General features: G+C 64.1%; 15 protein-coding genes and 1 tRNA gene. 4 read left to right on the top strand and 12 right to left on the bottom strand.

Annotated elements, in window-relative coordinates; translation table 11 throughout:
• Nucleotides 1-238: 238 nt before the first annotated feature.
• From ACYRGX_RS08600 to ACYRGX_RS08590, 3 genes are read right to left on the bottom strand one after another with little or no spacing between them, the layout of a single operon-like run.
• Nucleotides 239-1,216: a saccharopine dehydrogenase family protein gene (locus tag ACYRGX_RS08600; protein WP_473056149.1), complete on the bottom strand. Its 978-nt coding sequence runs from the start codon at nt 1,214-1,216 to the stop codon at nt 239-241.
• The gene (locus ACYRGX_RS08595) at nt 1,213-1,614 is read right to left on the bottom strand and encodes a VOC family protein (RefSeq protein ID WP_473056148.1); all 402 of its coding nucleotides are present in this window, start codon (nt 1,612-1,614) and stop codon (nt 1,213-1,215) included. Before ACYRGX_RS08595 ends, ACYRGX_RS08600 begins: the two co-directional genes overlap by 4 nt.
• Nucleotides 1,615-1,632: 18 nt before the next feature.
• Nucleotides 1,633-2,376 (bottom strand): SDR family NAD(P)-dependent oxidoreductase, encoded by a 744-nt coding sequence (locus tag ACYRGX_RS08590; RefSeq protein WP_473056147.1) that lies wholly within the window; start codon nt 2,374-2,376, stop codon nt 1,633-1,635.
• 138 nt (nt 2,377-2,514) lie between these two features.
• Between ACYRGX_RS08590 and ACYRGX_RS08585 the strand changes: the two genes are divergently transcribed.
• Complete coding sequence (locus ACYRGX_RS08585) at nt 2,515-3,405, top strand: AraC family transcriptional regulator (RefSeq protein WP_473056146.1); 891 nt, start codon at nt 2,515-2,517, stop codon at nt 3,403-3,405.
• Nucleotides 3,406-3,750: 345 nt separating this feature from the next.
• Here ACYRGX_RS08585 and guaA read toward each other — a convergent pair whose 3' ends face one another.
• Together guaA and guaB are read right to left on the bottom strand one after the other, a co-directional pair.
• Nucleotides 3,751-5,331: a glutamine-hydrolyzing GMP synthase gene (guaA, locus tag ACYRGX_RS08580; protein ID WP_473056145.1), complete on the bottom strand. Its 1,581-nt coding sequence runs from the start codon at nt 5,329-5,331 to the stop codon at nt 3,751-3,753.
• A gap of 82 nt (nt 5,332-5,413) precedes the next feature.
• Entirely contained in the window at nt 5,414-6,883 is a 1,470-nt protein-coding gene (guaB, locus tag ACYRGX_RS08575; RefSeq protein ID WP_473056144.1) for an IMP dehydrogenase, read from the bottom strand.
• Nucleotides 6,884-7,059: 176 nt separating this feature from the next.
• Here guaB and ACYRGX_RS08570 point away from each other — a divergent pair, with 176 nt between their 5' ends.
• Nucleotides 7,060-9,144: a TonB-dependent siderophore receptor gene (locus ACYRGX_RS08570; protein WP_473056657.1), complete on the top strand. Its 2,085-nt coding sequence runs from the start codon at nt 7,060-7,062 to the stop codon at nt 9,142-9,144.
• 5 nt (nt 9,145-9,149) lie between these two features.
• Here the strand turns inward: ACYRGX_RS08570 and ACYRGX_RS08565 are convergent, their stop codons facing one another.
• Nucleotides 9,150-9,698, bottom strand: coding sequence for a sugar ABC transporter ATPase (locus tag ACYRGX_RS08565; protein WP_473056656.1), 549 nt, complete (start codon nt 9,696-9,698; stop codon nt 9,150-9,152).
• A gap of 109 nt (nt 9,699-9,807) precedes the next feature.
• Between ACYRGX_RS08565 and ACYRGX_RS08560 the strand changes: the two genes are divergently transcribed.
• Nucleotides 9,808-10,173, top strand: a complete 366-nt coding sequence (locus tag ACYRGX_RS08560; protein ID WP_473056143.1) for a YggL 50S ribosome-binding family protein — start codon at nt 9,808-9,810, stop codon at nt 10,171-10,173.
• A gap of 90 nt (nt 10,174-10,263) precedes the next feature.
• Here ACYRGX_RS08560 and ACYRGX_RS08555 read toward each other — a convergent pair.
• The 6 genes from ACYRGX_RS08555 to ACYRGX_RS08530 form a co-directional block, all read right to left on the bottom strand.
• Nucleotides 10,264-10,359, bottom strand: a tRNA-Sec gene (locus tag ACYRGX_RS08555).
• Between the two features lie 9 nt (nt 10,360-10,368).
• The gene (selB, locus tag ACYRGX_RS08550) at nt 10,369-12,282 is read right to left on the bottom strand and encodes a selenocysteine-specific translation elongation factor (protein ID WP_473056142.1); all 1,914 of its coding nucleotides are present in this window, start codon (nt 12,280-12,282) and stop codon (nt 10,369-10,371) included.
• Nucleotides 12,279-13,688: an L-seryl-tRNA(Sec) selenium transferase gene (gene selA / locus ACYRGX_RS08545; protein WP_473056141.1), complete on the bottom strand. Its 1,410-nt coding sequence runs from the start codon at nt 13,686-13,688 to the stop codon at nt 12,279-12,281. The genes selB and selA overlap by 4 nt, the downstream gene beginning before the upstream one ends.
• Nucleotides 13,689-13,803: 115 nt before the next feature.
• Nucleotides 13,804-14,265 (bottom strand): recombination regulator RecX, encoded by a 462-nt coding sequence (gene recX / locus ACYRGX_RS08540; protein ID WP_473056140.1) that lies wholly within the window; start codon nt 14,263-14,265, stop codon nt 13,804-13,806.
• A gap of 2 nt (nt 14,266-14,267) precedes the next feature.
• Nucleotides 14,268-15,311, bottom strand: a complete 1,044-nt coding sequence (gene recA, locus ACYRGX_RS08535) for a recombinase RecA (protein ID WP_473056139.1) — start codon at nt 15,309-15,311, stop codon at nt 14,268-14,270.
• Nucleotides 15,312-15,426: 115 nt separating this feature from the next.
• A complete protein-coding gene (locus ACYRGX_RS08530; protein ID WP_473056138.1) occupies nt 15,427-15,921 on the bottom strand; it encodes a CinA family protein in 495 nt (164 codons plus the stop codon).
• A 117-nt stretch (nt 15,922-16,038) separates the two neighbouring features.
• On the opposite strand from ACYRGX_RS08530, the gene mutS reads away from it, so the two are divergent.
• Complete coding sequence (gene mutS / locus ACYRGX_RS08525; protein WP_473056137.1) at nt 16,039-18,639, top strand: DNA mismatch repair protein MutS; 2,601 nt, start codon at nt 16,039-16,041, stop codon at nt 18,637-18,639.
• Nucleotides 18,640-18,704: the final 65 nt, after the last annotated feature.

The following is an 18,704-nucleotide window of genomic DNA, read 5'->3' as shown; positions in this document are numbered from 1 at the left end:
TCAAATCTGTGATGCATCACCATCGGCGAACAGCTCAGCTCCACTGACATAGCTCGATGCATCGCTCCGTCAGGAAGAGCGCGGCCTGACCGATCTCATATGCCTGGCTGATCCGACCGAGCGTGCTCCCCCTCGCTAAGGGCATCAATCACCTCCTAGGCACGCTCACCCAGAACGTTGCGCAGAGACGGGGTGTTCACGGGGCCAGGGCTGAGCAGGTTGATGCGTACTACGGAAGTCAGCGATCAGTGATGATCGTTCCGGCAATGCTCTCGGCAAATTCACCGCCGAAAATGCGAGCTGGCGTTTCAAAACCAGGCTTGCGCTCGCCGCTTAACACCCGGCGCGCAGCTTCAATGGCGGCCAGCGGCGTGTAGGAATATCCGTTTACCGTTTCGATCATGGATATGGCAACGCTGCCATCCGCCGCGATGACTTCTGCAACCGCGCAAGCCCGGTGGGTGTCCCGCTCATGGGCGCTGGGACCATCAGGCAGTTGTGATAAGTCACCCTTGGGAAAAGCCTCGCCCGAGATATGCACGAACATCGCGATGTTGGGGATGCCTGTCGAATGCCACCCCGTCACCAGATCACCGAAAGATAACGGCTGGCACGTCACCGGCCCGTCGCCAAAATCAAACTGGCGTGACTGCGCACCAGGCGTTACCACGAGCTCCCCGTCGACCCTTGCGAGCAACCCTGCGCCGATAATTTCGCTGACGCTCATCGCCGAACCTCGCGACATGGACCCGGGAACCTGCAGCGCAATATTCAGCGCATGAGGGCCCGCAACCCGCTGGGCCACATGCATAGCCAGGCAGTCCGTGGGAACAACGTCCCAGCCGACGCCAGGCAGCAGCATCACGCCCACCTCGCCAGCCTGAGCACCCAGCCGCTCCGCGAGTCGGTAGACATTGATCTCGGCCGTGATGTCTAGGTAGTCGACACCAGCCTGCATGCACGCCCGCATCAAAGCCTCGGCTGTTTGCGCGAAAGGCCCTGCGAAGTTCAACAGTACATCTATACCATCCAGCACCCCTGCCGCCTGAGCATCTGCTCCGAACACGCGGTAAGGAACATTCAGTTGCGCGGCAAGATCTTCAAGTCGATCTACCGTACGTCCCCCTATTTCGAAAGTTAAACCCAGTGCTTTCGCTCGCTCAGCGGCCATACGCCCGGTGTAACCCGTCGCGCCGTAAATCAATAATGTCTTCATTGCGCGTGCTGCCAGTTCTTGTAGACGAATTCCACACTGTAACCATCCGGGTCTAGCACATTCGCGGCGTAATAATTCGGGTCGTAATGCAGCCGGGCACCAGGCGCACCATTGTCAACGGCTCCCTGGCTCATAGCGGCGGCATAGGCAGCCTTGACCTCGGCCTTGCTGCTCGCGACAAACCCGACGTGAGCAGCCCGTCCCTCAACCACCCCCTCGCGCAGCCAGAAGAACACCCGGCCATTAGCGCCGAAGCCTTTGAGATCCGGATGACCTGGCGGGCCGTCCTTGCCGTCGTAGTCCAGGCGTGCGTTGATGCCAAGCGGCGAGAGTGCCGCTTCGTAAAAACGAATGGAGCGCTCGATGTCGCTAACCGATAGAAAAGCATGATCCAGCATGTCATAGCCCTCGCTTGTTCAGATGTTGTAGCCGCCTGCCACTTCGATGGTCTGGGCATTGATCCAGGCGCCGTCTTCGGACAACAGCATGGCAATGACCTGCGCTACATCTTCAGGCTCGCCCACCCTGCCCAGTGCAGTCTGCCCAGCCAGCATCGCCTCGAACTCATCGTTGAGCCCGCCTCCCAACTCAGTTCGAATCGCTCCAGGTGAAACCGCATTCGCCCGTATACGCCGATCACCGAACTCCTTGGCCATATAGCGCGTGAGCACTTCCAGCCCACCTTTAAAAGCCGCATAAGGCGCCACCCCGGCCGTGGCGACGCGGGTGGTGGCGCTGGTCAGGTTGACGATGCTGGCGTTTTCTTCCAGCAATGGAAGAAGTGCCTTGGTCAGGAAGAACGGACCTTTCAAGTGAACATTGAACAAGCCGTCGAACTGGGCTTCGCTGACCTTCTGCAACGGGTTGAATAGGCCATACCCCGCATTGTTGACCAAGCCAGTGAGCGTGCTGATGTTCCAGACGTCTCTTAAGGTCATCACGACCGCTTCTCGAAACACTTCGAAACTGCCCGCGTTGCCAACATCGAGTTTGAGCGCAACGGCTTTACCGCCGGCCTGCTCGATACTGCCTACGACTCCCGCCGCTGCTTGGGGATTGTTGTTGTAAGTCAGGATGACACCCGTGCCACGCTGGGCAATGTGCCGTGCCGTACTGGCACCGATACCACGGCTGCCGCCGGTGATGACGATCACGCTCATATGGTGCTCCGCTGTCGATGAAATGAGTCATCACGGTAGCGACGCACTGCTTCGCCGACGCAGCCTTTCCTACTCCAAACTTGCCTGTTTCTGCTTTTTTCTTGTACGGCGCGTCGGTCTCCGGTCAACATCCCTTCCATGAAAAATCAACTGAATGAGCTACGTATTTTGGCCGCCAAGGCCGAAAATCGCCGCACCGAGACGGGCATTCCGCGAGTCGCCATGGTTCAGGGCGATATCCCCGAGCACATGCTCGCTGCCGTCTACGACCCGATGATCAACCTGATCCTGCAAGGCAGCAAAACGATGACGGTGGGCGACCGCACCCTTCGGTATGACCCTGCGACGTATTTTGTGATGTCCATCGAGCTGCCCGCGGTAGGGGCTGTCCACGCTGCGGAGACAGGCGAGCCCTACCTAGCCGTTAGCCTGACCCTCGATCCGACAGTGCTAGCTACATTGCTGGCTGACCTTCCGAAACCTATGGGGCGGTACGAAAGCGACCCCGGCTTTTCGGTTGCTGCCATCACGCCAGAGTTGATGGACGCCTGGGTGCGCATGCTTCGACTCATGGGCAACCCAGATGCTATTGCCGCGCTCGCCCCAGCGTACGAGCGCGAGATATTGTTTCGCGTTCTACAAGGCCCACATGGCTGGATGTTGCGAGAGATCGCCGCACCAGACACCGCCATGGCCCGAGTGAGCCTGGCCATTCAGTGGATTCGGAGAGACTTTGCTGAACCCATCCGAGTAGAAAGCCTGGCGCAAAAAGCTGCCATGAGCGTCTCGGCGTTTCACCGGCATTTCAAAGCCGTCACGACACTGAGCCCCTTGCAGTACCAGAAACGGATTCGCCTGCTACAGGCCCGAACACTCATGGTCGCCAGCGCCAAAAGCGTCACGGCCGCCGCGTTCGAGGTGGGCTATGAAAGCACCACGCAATTCACGCGGGATTATGCACGGGTGTTCGGCCTGCCTCCTGCGCGGGATGCTGCGCGACTCATAAGCGAAACGAGAGCCGATTTGTGACCTTAGCGAGATCCGACGCCGATCAGCGTGCTGCCGATAGCGGTGGTCATTGTCGGAACTGACCGTCCTCCATGAGCCGGCTTAACTTATTTGCGAGCTACTACTATTGGCCGGTAATTGCCCTACTTCAACGTCCGCTTTGGGTCGATTCCTGCCGGTCAAGACGTACCCATGCGCTGGTCACATCGGATGCAGTTGGTACCCCGTACCATGCCATAAAAAAACCATGCTTGGCGATGCAGAACGCTACCTGAATTTACCAGACTACAAAAGCCAAAAGCCCGCACTTACGCGGGCTTCAGGGCATTTCTTGCTAGATCGTGCCGGGCAGTGCCGGGCGCGGGATCACTCCCACTCGATCGTCGCCGGCGGCTTGCTGGAGACGTCGTAGGTGACGCGGGAGATGCCTTCGATCTCGTTGATGATGCGGTTGGAGACCTTCTCCAGCAGCTCGTAGGGCAGGTGCGCCCAGCGTGCGGTCATGAAGTCGATGGTTTCCACCGCGCGCAGGGCGACGACCCAGGCGTAGCGGCGGCCGTCGCCGACGACGCCGACGGATTTCACCGGTTGGAACACCACGAAGGCCTGACTGACCTTGTCGTACCAGCCGGCGTTGCGCAGTTCGGTGATGAAGATGTGGTCGGCCAGACGCAGCAGGTCGGCGTATTCCTTCTTCACTTCGCCAAGGATGCGCACGCCCAGGCCAGGACCGGGGAACGGGTGGCGGTAGACCATGTCATGCGGCAGGCCGAGCTCCAGGCCGATCTTGCGCACTTCGTCCTTGAACAGCTCGCGCAACGGCTCGACCAGCTCCAGGTTCATCTCTTCCGGCAGGCCACCGACGTTGTGATGCGACTTGATCACATGGGCCTTGCCGGTCTTGGCGCCGGCCGACTCGATCACGTCGGGGTAGATGGTGCCCTGGGCGAGGAACTTGATGTTGTGGAGCTTGCTGGACTCGGCATCGAACACGTCGATGAAGGTACGGCCGATGATCTTGCGCTTCTTCTCCGGGTCCGCCTCGCCTTCGAGGTTGGTCAGGAACTGCGCCTCGGCGTCGGCACGGATGACCTTCACGCCCATGTTCTCGGCGAACATGGCCATGACCTGGTCGCCTTCCTTGTGACGCAGCAGACCGTTGTCGACGAATACGCAGGTGAGCTGTTCGCCGATGGCCTTGTGCAGCAGCGCGGCGACCACCGAGGAGTCGACGCCGCCGGAGAGGCCGAGCAGTACGTTGGCATCGCCGACCTGCTCGCGCACCTGGCGCACCGCGTCCTCGACGATGTTCGAAGGCGTCCACAGGGCTTCGCAGCCGCTGATCTCGAGAATGAAGCGCGAGAGGATGCGACCGCCCTGCTTGGTGTGGGTCACTTCCGGGTGGAACTGCACGCCGTACCAGCCGCGGGCGTCGTCGGCCATGCCGGCCAGGGCGCAACTGGGGGTGCTGGCGAGGACGTGGAAGCCTTCGGGCAACTGCACGACCTTGTCGCCATGGCTCATCCACACGTCGAGGCCGAATACGCCGTCGCCGTCGACGTGGTCTTCGATGCCGTCGAGCAGGCGGCTCTTGCCGACCACGTCGACCTTGGCATAACCGAACTCACGGATCTGCGAACCCTCGACCTTGCCGCCGAGCTGCTCGGCCATGGTCTGCATGCCGTAGCAGATGCCCAGCAGCGGCACGCCCAGGTCGAACACGGCCTGCGGCGCGCGCGGGCTGCCGTCGGCGTGGACCGACTCGGGGCCGCCAGCGAGGATGATGCCGCGCGGTGCGAAGGCACGGATGTCCTCGTCGCTCATGTCCCAGGGATGCAGTTCGCAGTAGACGCCGATCTCGCGCACGCGGCGGGCAATCAGCTGGGTGTACTGGGAACCAAAGTCCAGGATCAGGATGCGATGGGCGTGGATGTCTTGATGGGCCATGGCCGTCTCTCGTGGCGGAATTCGCAAATGACACGGGGCTGCAAGAACAGCCCCGTGTCGTCTCTCATTTCAAGGTAGGCGCTTAACCGACCCGGTAGTTCGGAGCTTCCTTGGTGATCTGCACGTCGTGGACATGCGACTCGGCCATGCCGGCGCCGGTGATGCGCACGAACTGGGGCTTGGTGCGCATTTCTTCGATGGTGGCACTGCCGGTGTAGCCCATGGAGGAACGCAGACCGCCCATCAGTTGATGAATGATGGCGGCGAGGGCGCCCTTGTACGGCACACGGCCTTCGATGCCTTCGGGAACCAGCTTCTCGGCGCCGGCGGAGGCGTCCTGGAAATAGCGGTCCGAGGAGCCCTGTGCCTGAGCCATGGCACCCAGCGAGCCCATGCCGCGGTAGGCCTTGTAGGAACGGCCCTGGAACAGTTCGACTTCGCCCGGCGCTTCTTCGGTACCGGCGAACATGGAACCGATCATCACCACCGAGGCACCGGCGACGATGGCCTTGGACAGGTCACCGGAGAAGCGGATACCGCCGTCGGCGATCACCGGAACGCCGGTGCCGGCCAGAGCGGAGGCGACGTTGGCCACCGCGGAGATCTGCGGCACGCCGACGCCGGCGACGATACGGGTGGTGCAGATGGAGCCCGGGCCGATGCCGACCTTGACGCCATCGGCGCCAGCTTCGACCAGCGCCTGGGCGGCTTCGCCGGTGGCGATGTTGCCGCCGATCACCTGCACCTGCGGGAAGTTCTGCTTGACCCAGCGCACGCGCTCGATCACGCCCTTGGAGTGCCCATGGGCGGTGTCGACGATAATCACGTCGACGCCCGCGGCGACCAGCGCGGCGATGCGGTCACCGGTATCGGCACCGGTACCGACGGCGGCGCCGACGCGCAGGCGGCCTTGCTCGTCCTTGCACGCCAGCGGGTAGGCGCGGGCTTTTTCCAGGTCGTTGACGGTCATCATGCCCTTGAGCTTGAAGCTGTCGTCGACCACCAGCACGCGCTCGATGCGGTGCTTGTGCAGCAGTTTGCGGACGACTTCGATGTCCTCGCCTTCCTTGACGGTGACCAGGCGCTCTTTCGGCGTCATCACGTCGCGCACCTTGGCGTTCATGCGGCTCTCGAAGCGCACGTCGCGGGAGGTGACGATACCGACCAGATCACCGTGGTAGAGCACCGGAACACCGGAAATGTGGTGCTGCTGGGTCAGGTCGAACAGATCGGCGACCGTGGCGTCGGCATCGATGGTGATCGGGTCCTTGACCACGCCGGACTCATGGCGTTTGACCTTGCGCACTTCGGCGGCCTGCTGCTCGGCGGTCATGTTCTTGTGGATGATGCCGATGCCGCCTTCCTGCGCCATGGCGATGGCCAGGCGGGCTTCGGTCACGGTGTCCATGGCGGCGGACAGCAGCGGGATGTTCAGCTCGATGCCGCGGGTCAGTCGGGTCCTCAGACTGACGTCCTTGGGCAGCACCTCGGAATATCCGGGGATCAGGAGTACGTCGTCGAAAGTCAGGGCTTCTTGGCTGATGCGCAGCATGGCGGGGGCTCCCAGTCGGGAAAAAGGAAGCGCGGCATTATACCTAGCCTGGCGAGGGCACTCAATTGCCAGCGCATGCATCAGGCACTGTTCATTCGCGAGATTCATCCATATGATTATCGCCAATCATTATCATGTAAAAGACGTTCTCAGTGCCCCACGCCAATCGCCATCGCTTGCTCCGCACCCTCCCCTTCACCCTGCTGCCGCTGGCCTGCGCCCTGCAAGCCGCGGAACTGGAACTGCCCGCGGACGAAGTCACCGCACGCGCCGAGCAGGCCAGCGACTATCGTGTGGACCGTACCAGCACGGCCAGCAAGAGCGACGTGGCCATTCGCGACGAGGCGCAGTCCGTGCAAGTGGTCGCTCCGCAGGTCCTCGAGGATTACCAGGTGCGCTCGCTGGACGAGGCGATGAAGTTCGTCAGCGGCGTTTCCCAGGGCAACACCCTGGGCAATACCAAGGACTCACTGGTCAAGCGCGGCTTCGGTACCAACGCCGACGGCTCGATCCTGCGCGACGGCGTACGCTCCAACCTTTCGCGCAACTTCAGCGCCACCACCGAACGGGTGGAGGTCCTCAAGGGCCCCGCCTCGCTGCTCTACGGCGCCCTGGAGCCGGGCGGACTGGTGAACGTCATCAGCAAGCAGCCGCAGTACGTGCAGCGTACAGAGCTGAGCGGCAGCGCGTTCGGCGAAGGCGGCGGCAGCCTGAGCCTGGACACCACCGGGCCGCTGGGCGACACCGGGTTGGCCTATCGACTGATCGCCGAGCGTCAGAGCCGCGACTACTGGCGCAACTACGGTGTCGACCAGCACACGCTGGTCGCACCCTCGCTGAGCTGGACCGGCGAACGCGCCAGCCTGACCCTGGCCTACGAGTACAACGACTACAGCACACCCTTCGACCGCGGCACAGTGTTCGTCGACGGCCATCCCGCCAGCGTCGACTACGACAAGCGATTCGGCGAGAAATGGGAAGGCAACACCGGCATCAGCGAGACCGCCACGGCACGTTTCGAATATCAATTGAGCGACGCCTGGAAAACCCGCCTGAGCTACGCCTGGAACAACGACCGCTACGGCCTGATGATCGCCCAGCCCATCTCGCTGACCGACGGTCAGTTGCTCCGCGTGGGCAATGGCGCGCACTACGACTATGAAACGCGCTACGCGAGCCTGGACTTCATCGGCAAGCAGGAGCTGTTCGGCCAGGTGCACGAACTGCTGTTGGGCGTCGATAACGAAGTCAACGACAACTACCGCGGCAAGACCTACCGCAACCCTGCCAGTGCCCGCGACGATATCGACATCTATGCGCCCCGCTATGGCGACCTGGCCGAGCCCAGCACCGTCAGCGCGACGCAAAGCAACCAGCGCAACGAGCTGACCTCGACCTCGCTGTACTTCAAGGACAACTGGCACCTCGACGACCGGTGGATCCTGGTACTCGGCGGGCGCTACCAACATTACGACCAGTACATCATCCAGGGCCTGTCCGCCACGCGCACGCCCAGCCTGGACAGTAACGACCAGACCTTCATCCCCTTCGCCGGGCTGGTCTACCAGATCAACGATGCGCTGAGCCTGTACGGCAACTACAGCCGCTCCTTCGTGCCGAACACCGACGTCGACGACCAGAACAACGTGTTCGATCCGGAGGAAGGTCGCAGCTACGAAGTCGGCGCGCGCTACGACCTGACGCCGGGCCTCAACCTCAACGTCGCGCTGTTCGACATCGTCAAGAAGAACGTGGTGACCACCACCACGGTCGGCGGCGACTCGCTGAGCGAAGCCGCCGGCAAGGTCGGCTCGCGGGGCGTGGAGATCGACCTGACCGGCCGTCTCGCCGAACGCTGGCAGATGATCGCCACCTACGCCTACACCCACACCGAGATCCTCGACGACCCGGACGACGAAGGCAATCGTCTGTCCCAGGCGCCACGGCAGACCGCCAGCCTCTACCTCACTCACCACCTGCGAGTAGCGGAAGGCCTCGGCCAATGGCACCTGGGCGCCGGCACCCGCTACGTCGGCGAACGTGCCGGCGACAACGCCAACAGCTACTACCTGAGCAGCTACACGGTGAGCGACGCCTTCCTGCGCTGGGAACTGCCGGTGCGGGACTACCAGACCACCCTGCAACTGAACGTCGACAACCTGTTCGACAAGCACTACTACCCGTCGAGCACCGGTAGTCCGCTACAGGTGAATGTCGGCCAGCCGCGGGAATTGCGCCTGACGGCCAGCGTCGCCTTCTGACGGACTCAGAGGTCGACGCGCACTACGCGCACGGCGAAGCCCAAGCGCTCGGCGATGCCTTCCAGGAACGCCGGCGCCAATCCCGCATCGGCCCAGTCGTTGAAGATGAAGCCAAGGTTGGAGAAGCCGCAGGCCTGGGGAAAGAGGAAACCGTTGATGTCGTCCTCGAAACCGCATTCCGGGCAGGTGAAGTTGTCGCTGTAGCCGGCGATCCACTCATCGAGGGTGCCGAATAGGGGCACGCCCACTTCGCGGCGGCAATTCGGGCAACCGGCCTCCTCCAGGAAATCCTGCTCGGGCGTGAATACGCAGCGCTTGTAGACGATCTCCATGCCGTTGAGCGGCAGCCCGAACGGCAGACGGTGCGGATGCCGTGCCGCCTGCCGGGCGTTCGGCCCAATCCCGTAGGCCATGCCACCACTGCCCCGCCCACAGCGCGTCGGCAAGGCCTCGACGATGCCACGGTTGGTCAGCCAGCGCAGGATCACACCCGCCTTGGCCTCATGGCCTGGCATGCTGGAAATCTGCGGAACGACGATCAACTGGTTGGGCATGGCGAAAAGCGGAGACAACGGAAGGCTGCGCAATATAGCACCGCCCAACAGTGACCGCGCTCGCCCAGCAGCGGCATAATGGCGGTCCGCACACTAGCAGGACGAACCCATGGTCAACCCCACGCCCGACGCCGCCCACCTCTCCCGCATGAAGCGCCGTCTGCGCAAGAAACTCTACCTGGGCGAATTCCAGGAACATGCGTTCGAGCTGAAGGCGAGCTTCGTAGAGGCTCTCTCGGAAGACGTCCTCGATGCCCTCCTCGAAGCCTTCATCGACACCGTAGAAGCACGCGAACTGGACTTCGTCGGCAGCTTCGACGACAGCGGCCTGCGCGGTACCGTGATGTCCGCCAAGCGCTACCACTCGCCCAGCGAGGAGGACCGTCAGGTCCTCATCGAATGGCTCAAGGCCCGTAGCGAAATCGCCGACGCCGAAGCCAGCGACCTGTTCGACGCCTGGTACGGCTGGGAATAACCCCCCTCCGCCACGCCCGAAAACGCCCGCCCGCAGCCACTGCGGGCGGGCGTTTTGCGTTCTGCGGGTCATGTAGTTGACGCGGAAAGATGGCGGAAGGCAGTGGGAGTCGAACCCACCCGGGAGCGGCTGCCGCCCCCAACCGGGTTTGAAGCCCGGCCGCACCACCGGGTGCGATTGCCTTCCTGTGCTGGGTCAGTCCGCAGGCTGCGCCAGGGCGCTGTCGGGACGGGTCTTGCGCTCGTTGCCGAAGCGGCGGGTGAAGCCAATGCGGTCGAGGAATTCGAGAATCTGGATGCTGCGCTTGCGACCGATGCCGATGGCATCGCGGAAGGGCGCGGCGCGAATGATCCCTGCTTCGCGCTCCAGGCGCAATGCCTCGGCGGCCAGGCGGCGAATGCTGGCATCCAGATAGAACAAGTCGCGCACCACCTGATGCAATTCGCCCAGGCGCGCGAGCTTGCGCAGCAGGTGGCGCACGCTAGCGTCGTCACACTCCAGTGTCTTTGCGAGGTCCCGCACCCAGGGTGGGTCGAAGTTACCGGCGGCGAGCAGCGGCAGCAGTCGCGCCTTGAGCGCTTCCTCGTCGTCGGTCAAGCGCACGCGGTGATCTGGCAGATGAAGCCAGGGGCCGCTGGCCTGTAGCTCGCCGCGCTCCAGACGTTCCTCCAGTAGCGCGATGAACACGGGGCGTTCCAGCTTCGGCAGCGCATAGCGACGCAGGCGATCACGATCAGGACCCAGTTCGTCGGGCAGCTCCGCATGAAAGCGCGCCAGGGCGGTGAGCATCTGCTCACCCGCCGCTTCCCAGCGGCTCGAATCGAACAGGCGCACGCCCTGACGGGTCTGCACCTCTCGCACCTGCCGCGGCAGCCGCCAACCGGACGCGGGCCGATTGAACTGACGCTCGAGTGCCTGGGGTGCAAGGCCGTTGTCGGCATGCGACAACAGGCTGGGCAGCGCGTCCTCCATATGCTCGGCCTTGGACAGCGCCTGCAATTGCATCAGACGCGCCTCGCTGCGGCGCTGCCTCGCGGGGGCGAAGGGGTCGAGTACCCGGCCTCCGCCAAGCGTGCGTTGAGCGGAGGCATCACGCAGCACCAGGCGGTCACCATGCACGGCATGGATGGGGCGGTTAAGCACCAGTTGCGCCAGGGCCTGCGTGCCAGCGGCCAGCTCCTCGTCTTCGAGCAGAGCCACGCGGCCAGTGACGTCCTGCGCGCCCAAGTGCATGTGTACCGGCGTCCAGTGCTTGAACGGCCGTTCGCCGCCGAGCAGTTCGAAGGCGAAGTCGATTCGGGTGGTCGGTGCATGCAAGGAGTCGCCCAGCAGCCAGTTCCCACGCTGGATATCCTCTACCGCGAGACGCTCCCCCGCGAGATTCAGGGCCACCCGCTGGCCGACGCAGGCGCGCTCGGCGGCTTGGTTCTGGGCGTGCAGGCCACGCACCCGCACGCTGCGGCCTTGCGGGCTCAGCAGCAGTTCATCGCCCACCGAAACCTGCCCGGCGAAGGCTGTGCCGGTGACGACCACCCCCGCGCCCGCGACGCTGAACACACGATCCACTGCCAGGCGGAAGTCACCGTCGGCGGCACGTGCGGCGGTGTCGACTTCAGCCTCCACCAGCGCCTGGCGCAGAGCCTCGATGCCGGCTCCGGTCTGGCTGGAAACAGGGAAGATCGGCGCGCCCGCAAGCGCTCCCGGTGCCAGCAGGGATGCTATTTCCTCGCGCACCTGCTGGACGCGGGACGGCTCCACGCGGTCGATCTTGCTCAAGGCCACCAGTGCGCGGCGGATACCCAGCAATTCGACGATAGCCAGGTGTTCGCGGGTCTGTGGCATCACGCCGTCGTCGGCAGCAACCACCAGCAACAGCAGGTCGATGCCACTGGCGCCGGCAAGCATGTTGTGCACGAAGCGTTCGTGACCGGGCACGTCGATGAAGCCGGTGAGCGGACCGTCGTCACGCAGCGGCGCATAGACGTAGCCCAGGTCGATGGTGATGCCGCGTTCGCGCTCCTCGCGCCGCCGGTCGCCTTCGACACCGGTCAAGGCACGCAGCAACGCCGTTTTGCCATGGTCGATGTGCCCGGCGGTGCCGACGATCATGGCTGCAACGCCTCGGCATCGAGCATGGGCAAGCCGGCGAGAAAGGCCGCCTCGTCATCCAGTTGGCGCAAATCCAGCCAGAGGGCGTCATCATCGATACGACCGATCACGGGAATCGGCAGCTCACGCAAGGCCTCCTCCAGACGCCGCAGGGCGCGACCGCGGCCACGTTTGGCGACCTGGGGGCGCAAGCACAGCGCGGCACTCGGCAGACGCGCGACAGGCTGGGTTCCGCTACCGATCATCCCCAACGCCTCGAGCGCCTGGACACTCCAGCCCTGGCCTACAGCCTGGGCCATGACGGGCTGCAGCCGCTGGGCCTGGGCGAGAATTTCGTCTTGCGGACGCGAGAGCAGGCGGAAACTGGTCAACCGCTCGCCAAGACGGTCCGGGTCACGATAGAGCCCCAGCACCGCCTCCAATGCGGCGAGGGTGATCTTGTCCACCCGCAGGGCCCGCTTGAGGGGGTTCTTCTTGATTCGAGCGATGAGGTCCTTGTGCCCGACGATGAGCCCGCCTTGGGGGCCGCCTAGCAGCTTGTCGCCGCTGAAGGTGACGATATCCGCACCCGCCTTGAGAGTCTCCTGGACGGTCGGCTCCTTGGGCAGCCCCCAGCGCGTCAGATCGACCAGGCTACCGCTGCCCAGGTCTTCCAGAAGTGGCAATTGGTGCATGTGGGCAATACTCGCCAACGCCGGTGTGCTGACGCTGGCGGTAAAGCCCTGCACGCTGTAGTTGCTGGTATGCACACGCATCAGCAGTCCAGTGCGAGGACCGATCGCCGCTTCGTAGTCCCGCGCATGGGTACGGTTAGTGGTGCCCACTTCGACCAGCTTAACGGCGGCGCGGGCCATGATGTCCGGAATCCGGAAGGCGCCACCGATCTCGATCAGTTCGCCTCGGGAAATCACCCCTTCCTTGCGCGCCCCCAGGCTCGACAGGCTGAGCAGCACCGCGGCGGCATTGTTGTTGACCACGGTGACGGCCTCGGCACCGGTCAACTCGCGAATGAGACCCTCGATCAGGTCATCGCGATCACCCCGCTTACCGGTGGCGAGGTCGAACTCCAGGTTCAACGGATAGCGGGCGGCCTCGCTCATCGCCTGAACGGCTTCCTCGGGCAACAGCGCACGCCCCAGGTTGGTATGCAGGACCGTTCCGGTCAGGTTGAAAACCCGGCGTACCCGGCTGGCATGACGCACGGCGAGACGCTCGCCAACGCGCCCCAGCAGCAGCGCATCGGCCAGTTCGGCCTCGCTAAGTTGCCCGGCGTGGACTGGCCCACGCAACTCGTCGAGCAACTCACGCAGGCAAGCGAGCAGTGCTTCGCGACCATAACGGGAAATGAGCGGGACGCTGGCGGGATGGCGTAGCAATCGATCGACGGACGGCAGGCGAAGGTTCATGCGCCGGAACCCGGCAGCGAAGAGGCTGACATCGACACACTCCCTGGATAAACCCTTGGGAGTGTAAGCAATGCCGCAGCCGGACCCAAGCCGTGAATGGCGGGTCTGGAAACGCTCAATCCAGATCGCGCCCGGAGAACAAGCGGTTGAGCATCTCCATAGAGTAGCCGCGCTGGACGAGAAAACGCCCTTGGCGAGCACGTTCGCGTTGGTCTGCAGGCAGCACCCCGGCGAACTTGCGCTGCCAGGTATCGCGCAGGCATTCGCTCCAATTGACCTCAGCGGCATCCAATGCCTGTGCGATGGCGTCTCGCGGCAAACCTCGCAGGGCCAGCTCCTCGCGGATGCGCAACGGGCCGAAGCCGGCCCGCGCACGACTGGAGATGTAGGCCTCCAGATAGCGGTCTTCGCTCAACAGGCCTTCTTCGGCCAGCCGGGTGAGTTCACTGTCGATCAGCTCGGCAGGCGCGCCACGCTTTTCCAGCTTGCGCACCAGCTCGACCCGGCCGTGCTCGCGACGGGCCAGTAGGTCCATGGCGGCACGGCGTACGGCGACGGGCGTATCCGGCACGCTCATGCTCAGACGTCGGCTTCAGCCGCTTCCTCGGCATTGGCCGCCGCTTTGGCGCTGGGCGCGTTGGCCAACAGCTTGCTGCGGATGCCCTGCTCGATGGTGTTGGCCACTTCCGGGTTGTCTTCCAGGTACTTGGCGGCGTTGGCCTTGCCCTGGCCGATCTTGTTGCCCTGGTAGCTGTACCAGGCGCCGGATTTCTCGACCAGGCCCTGCTGCACGCCCAGGTCGATGACCTCGCCGTTGTGGTAGATGCCCTTGCCATACATGATCTGGAACTCGGCCTGACGGAACGGCGGCGCGACCTTGTTCTTCACTACCTTGACACGGGTCTCGCTACCGACCACCTCGTCGCCTTCCTTCACCGCGCCGATACGACGGATGTCCAGGCGCACGGAGGAATAGAACTTCAGCGCGTTACCACCGGTAGTGGTCTCGGGGTTGCCGAACATCACGCCGATCTTCATGCGGATCTGGTTGATGAAGATGACCAGGCAATTGGCATTCTTGATGTTGCCGGTGATCTTGCGCAGCGCCTGGGACATCAGGCGGGCCTGCAGGCCAACGTGGGCATCGCCCATCTCGCCTTCGATCTCGGCCTTGGGCACCAGGGCCGCGACGGAGTCGACGATGATCACGTCGACGGCATTGGAGCGCACGAGCATGTCGGTGATTTCCAGCGCCTGTTCGCCGGTGTCCGGCTGCGAGACCAGCAGGTCGTCGACATTGACGCCGAGCTTGCCGGCGTAGTCCGGGTCCAGCGCGTGCTCGGCATCGACGAAGGCACAGGTGGCGCCCATCTTCTGCGCCTGGGCGATGACCGACAGGGTCAGGGTGGTCTTACCGGACGACTCGGGGCCGTAGATCTCGACGATACGCCCCTTGGGCAGACCACCGATGCCAAGCGCGATGTCCAGGCCCAGGGAGCCGGTGGAGATGGCGGGGATGGCCTGGCGATCGTGATCGCCCATGCGCATCACGGCGCCCTTGCCAAACTGCTTCTCGATTTGCCCCAGGGCCGCAGCCAGAGCGCGCTTCTTGTTCTCGTCCATAGGATTCCTCATCTGTTCGAGTGGGCCAGGCGGCCAGGACAACTGTATAAGTAGACAGTATTAGAGCATAGGCCGTGCACTTCGCCTACCCCTACCGACCACCGGAAAGAAAACATCAGGAGGGCACGCCGCCTTGTGCCAGGGCAATCAGGCCCTGCAGCGCACAGATGACCGTCTGTCGGCGCACCGCGTCGCGATCACCGGGGAAAAGTTTGCGCAAGGCAATCTGCCGCTCGCCCTCGGACCAACACAGCCAAACCGTACCCACGGGCTTTTCCGCCGAGCCGCCATCCGGTCCGGCTACGCCGCTTACCGCCACCGCGAAGCGGGCCCCGGCTCGTTCGGCGGCCCCCCGCGCCATGGCCTCGACCACTTCCCGACTGACGGCGCCCGATTGTGCGAAGAGCGTCTCCGGCACACCGAGCATGCGCTGCTTCTGAACATTGGAGTAGGTCACATAGCCGGCCTCGAACCAGGCCGAGCTACCGGGAACCCGGGTGATCGCCTCGGCGATGCCACCCCCGGTGCAGGACTCCGCCGTACTGACCTGAGCCCCCAACTGCGCCAGGTGCCGTCCCAGTTGCACGGCCAGTGCGCTGATCTCGTCCACGTCGCGTCCTCCTTAGAGCGGTTGTAGCGCATTCTCCCGCGCCTGGCCGGTTGCCGGCCACCCTCAAGCCCCCGACAATACACACTCGTAATCGCCAAGCATTAGACAGACGACCCAATGTCAAAAAGACCGGCCGCCGCCGCGCCCAACGAATCCGGACTCTCCGCCCACACCCCGATGATGCAGCAGTACTGGAAGCTGAAGAACCAGCATCCCGAGCAACTGATGTTCTATCGCATGGGCGATTTCTACGAGCTGTTCTACGAGGACGCCAAGAAGGCAGCCCGCCTGCTCGATATCACCCTGACCGCGCGCGGCCAGTCGGCCGGCCAGGCGATACCCATGGCGGGCATTCCTTTCCATTCCGCGGAAGGTTACCTGGCGCGCCTGGTCAAGCTGGGCGAGTCGGTGGTGATCTGCGAGCAGATCGGCGATCCGGCGACCAGCAAGGGCCCGGTGGAACGTCAGGTGGTGCGCATCCTCACGCCCGGAACGGTGAGCGATGAGGCGCTGCTCGACGAACGCCGCGACAACTTGCTCGCTGCCGTGCTGGGCGACGAACGCCTGTTCGGCCTGGCGGTGCTGGACATCACCAGCGGCCGCTTCAGCGTCCAGGAACTTGCCGGCTGGGAGAATCTGCTGGCCGAGCTGGAGCGTCTGAGTCCTGCGGAGTTGCTGATCCCCGACGACTGGCCCCAGGGCCTTCCGGCCGAGAAGCGCCGCGGCAGCCAGCGCCGCGCGCCCTGGGACTTCGACCGCGACTCCGGGCACAAGAGCCTGTGCCAGCAGTTCGGCGTCCAGGACCTCAAGGGCTTCGGTTGCGACAAGCTGAGTCTCGCCATCGGCGCCGCCGGCTGCCTGCTGACCTACGCCAAGGAAACCCAGCGCACCGCCCTGCCCCACCTGCGCAGCCTGCGCCACGAGCGTCTGGACGACACCGTGATTCTGGACGGTGCCAGCCGCCGCAACCTGGAGCTGGACACCAACCTCGCGGGCGGGCGGGACAACACGCTGCAATCGGTGATGGATCGCTGCCAGACCGCCATGGGTTCGCGCCTGCTGACGCGCTGGCTGAATCGCCCGCTGCGCGATCGCCAGGTGCTCGAAGCCCGCCAGGACGCCATCACCTGCCTGCTCGAACGCTACCGCTTCGAACCGCTGCAACCGCAGTTGAAGGAGATCGGCGACCTGGAGCGCATTCTCGCGCGCATCGGCCTGCGCAACGCCCGCCCGCGCGACCTCGCCCGATTGCGTGACGCCCTGGCGGCATTGCCGCAACTGCAGGAGGCGATGACCGACCTGATCGCCCCGCAGCTGCTCGAACTGGCGCGCGCGATTCGCACCTACCCGGAACTGGCGGCACTGCTGCAGAAGGCGATCATCGACAACCCGCCCGCAGTGATACGCGATGGCGGCGTGCTCGCTCGCGGCTACGACGCCGAACTGGACGAGTTGCTCTCGCTGTCGGAAAACGCCGGTCAATACCTCATGGACCTCGAGGCGCGGGAAAAACAGCGAACCGGCCTGCCGGGCCTGAAGGTCGGCTACAACCGCATCCATGGCTACTTCATCGAGTTGCCGCGCGCCCAGGCCGAACAGGCCCCCGTCGACTACCAGCGGCGGCAGACGCTCAAGGGCGCGGAGCGCTTCATCACCCCCGAGCTCAAGGCCTTCGAGGACAAGGCGCTGTCCGCGCAGAGCCGCGCACTGGCCCGTGAGAAACAGCTCTACGAAGCGCTCATCGAATTGCTCATCGAGCATCTGGGCGACCTCCAGGAAAGCGCTGCCGCGCTCGCCGAACTGGACGTACTGGCCAACTTCGCGGAGCGCGCGCTGAACCTCGATCTGAACCGTCCGCGTTTCAGCGACAGTCCCTGTCTGAACATCAGCCAGGGCCGCCATCCGGTGGTCGAACAGGTGCTGGAGACCCCCTTCGTCGCCAACGACCTGGCGCTCGACGATGCCACCCGCATGCTGGTGATCACCGGTCCGAACATGGGCGGTAAATCCACCTATATGCGACAGACAGCCCTGATCGTCCTGCTCGCGCACATCGGCGCCTTCGTCCCGGCGGCAGCCTGCGAGCTGTCCCTGGTCGATCGGATATTCACCCGCATCGGCTCCTCCGACGACCTGGCCGGCGGACGTTCGACCTTCATGGTGGAAATGAGCGAGACCGCCAACATCCTGCACAACGCCAGCGACCGCAGCCTGGTGCTGATGGACGAAGTGGGCCGAGGCACCAGTACCTTCGACGGCCTGTCACTGGCCTGGGCCGCCGCCGAGCACTTGGCGCGCCTGCGCGCCTGGACGCTGTTCGCCACCCATTACTTCGAACTCACCGTACTACCGGAGAGCGAACCGGTAGTGGCCAACGTGCACCTCAACGCCACCGAGCACAACGAGCGCATCGTCTTCCTGCACCACGTTCTGCCCGGCCCAGCCAGCCAGAGCTACGGCCTGGCAGTGGCTCAGTTGGCCGGTGTGCCGGGCAGCGTGATCGGACGGGCCCGCGAGCACCTGGCACGCCTGGAGGTCACCAGCCTGCCCCATGAAGCGCCACGCGTGGAAGCGGGCCGCCCCGCCGCGCCCGTGCAGAACGATCTGTTCGCCACGTTGCCGCACCCTCTGCTGGAGGAGCTGGAGCGTCTACAACCCGACGAGCTGAGCCCCCGCCGCGCGCTGGAATTGCTCTATGAATGGAAAACACGTTTATGACGCACGCCTTCGCGCGTACAAACTGCTAGAATCCCGCGCGTTTTTGTGATCGCCCGTTTAGCCTG

Source organism: Pseudomonas sp. R4-15 (assembly GCF_055768815.1).
This window is presented reverse-complemented; position numbering and strand designations above follow the sequence as displayed.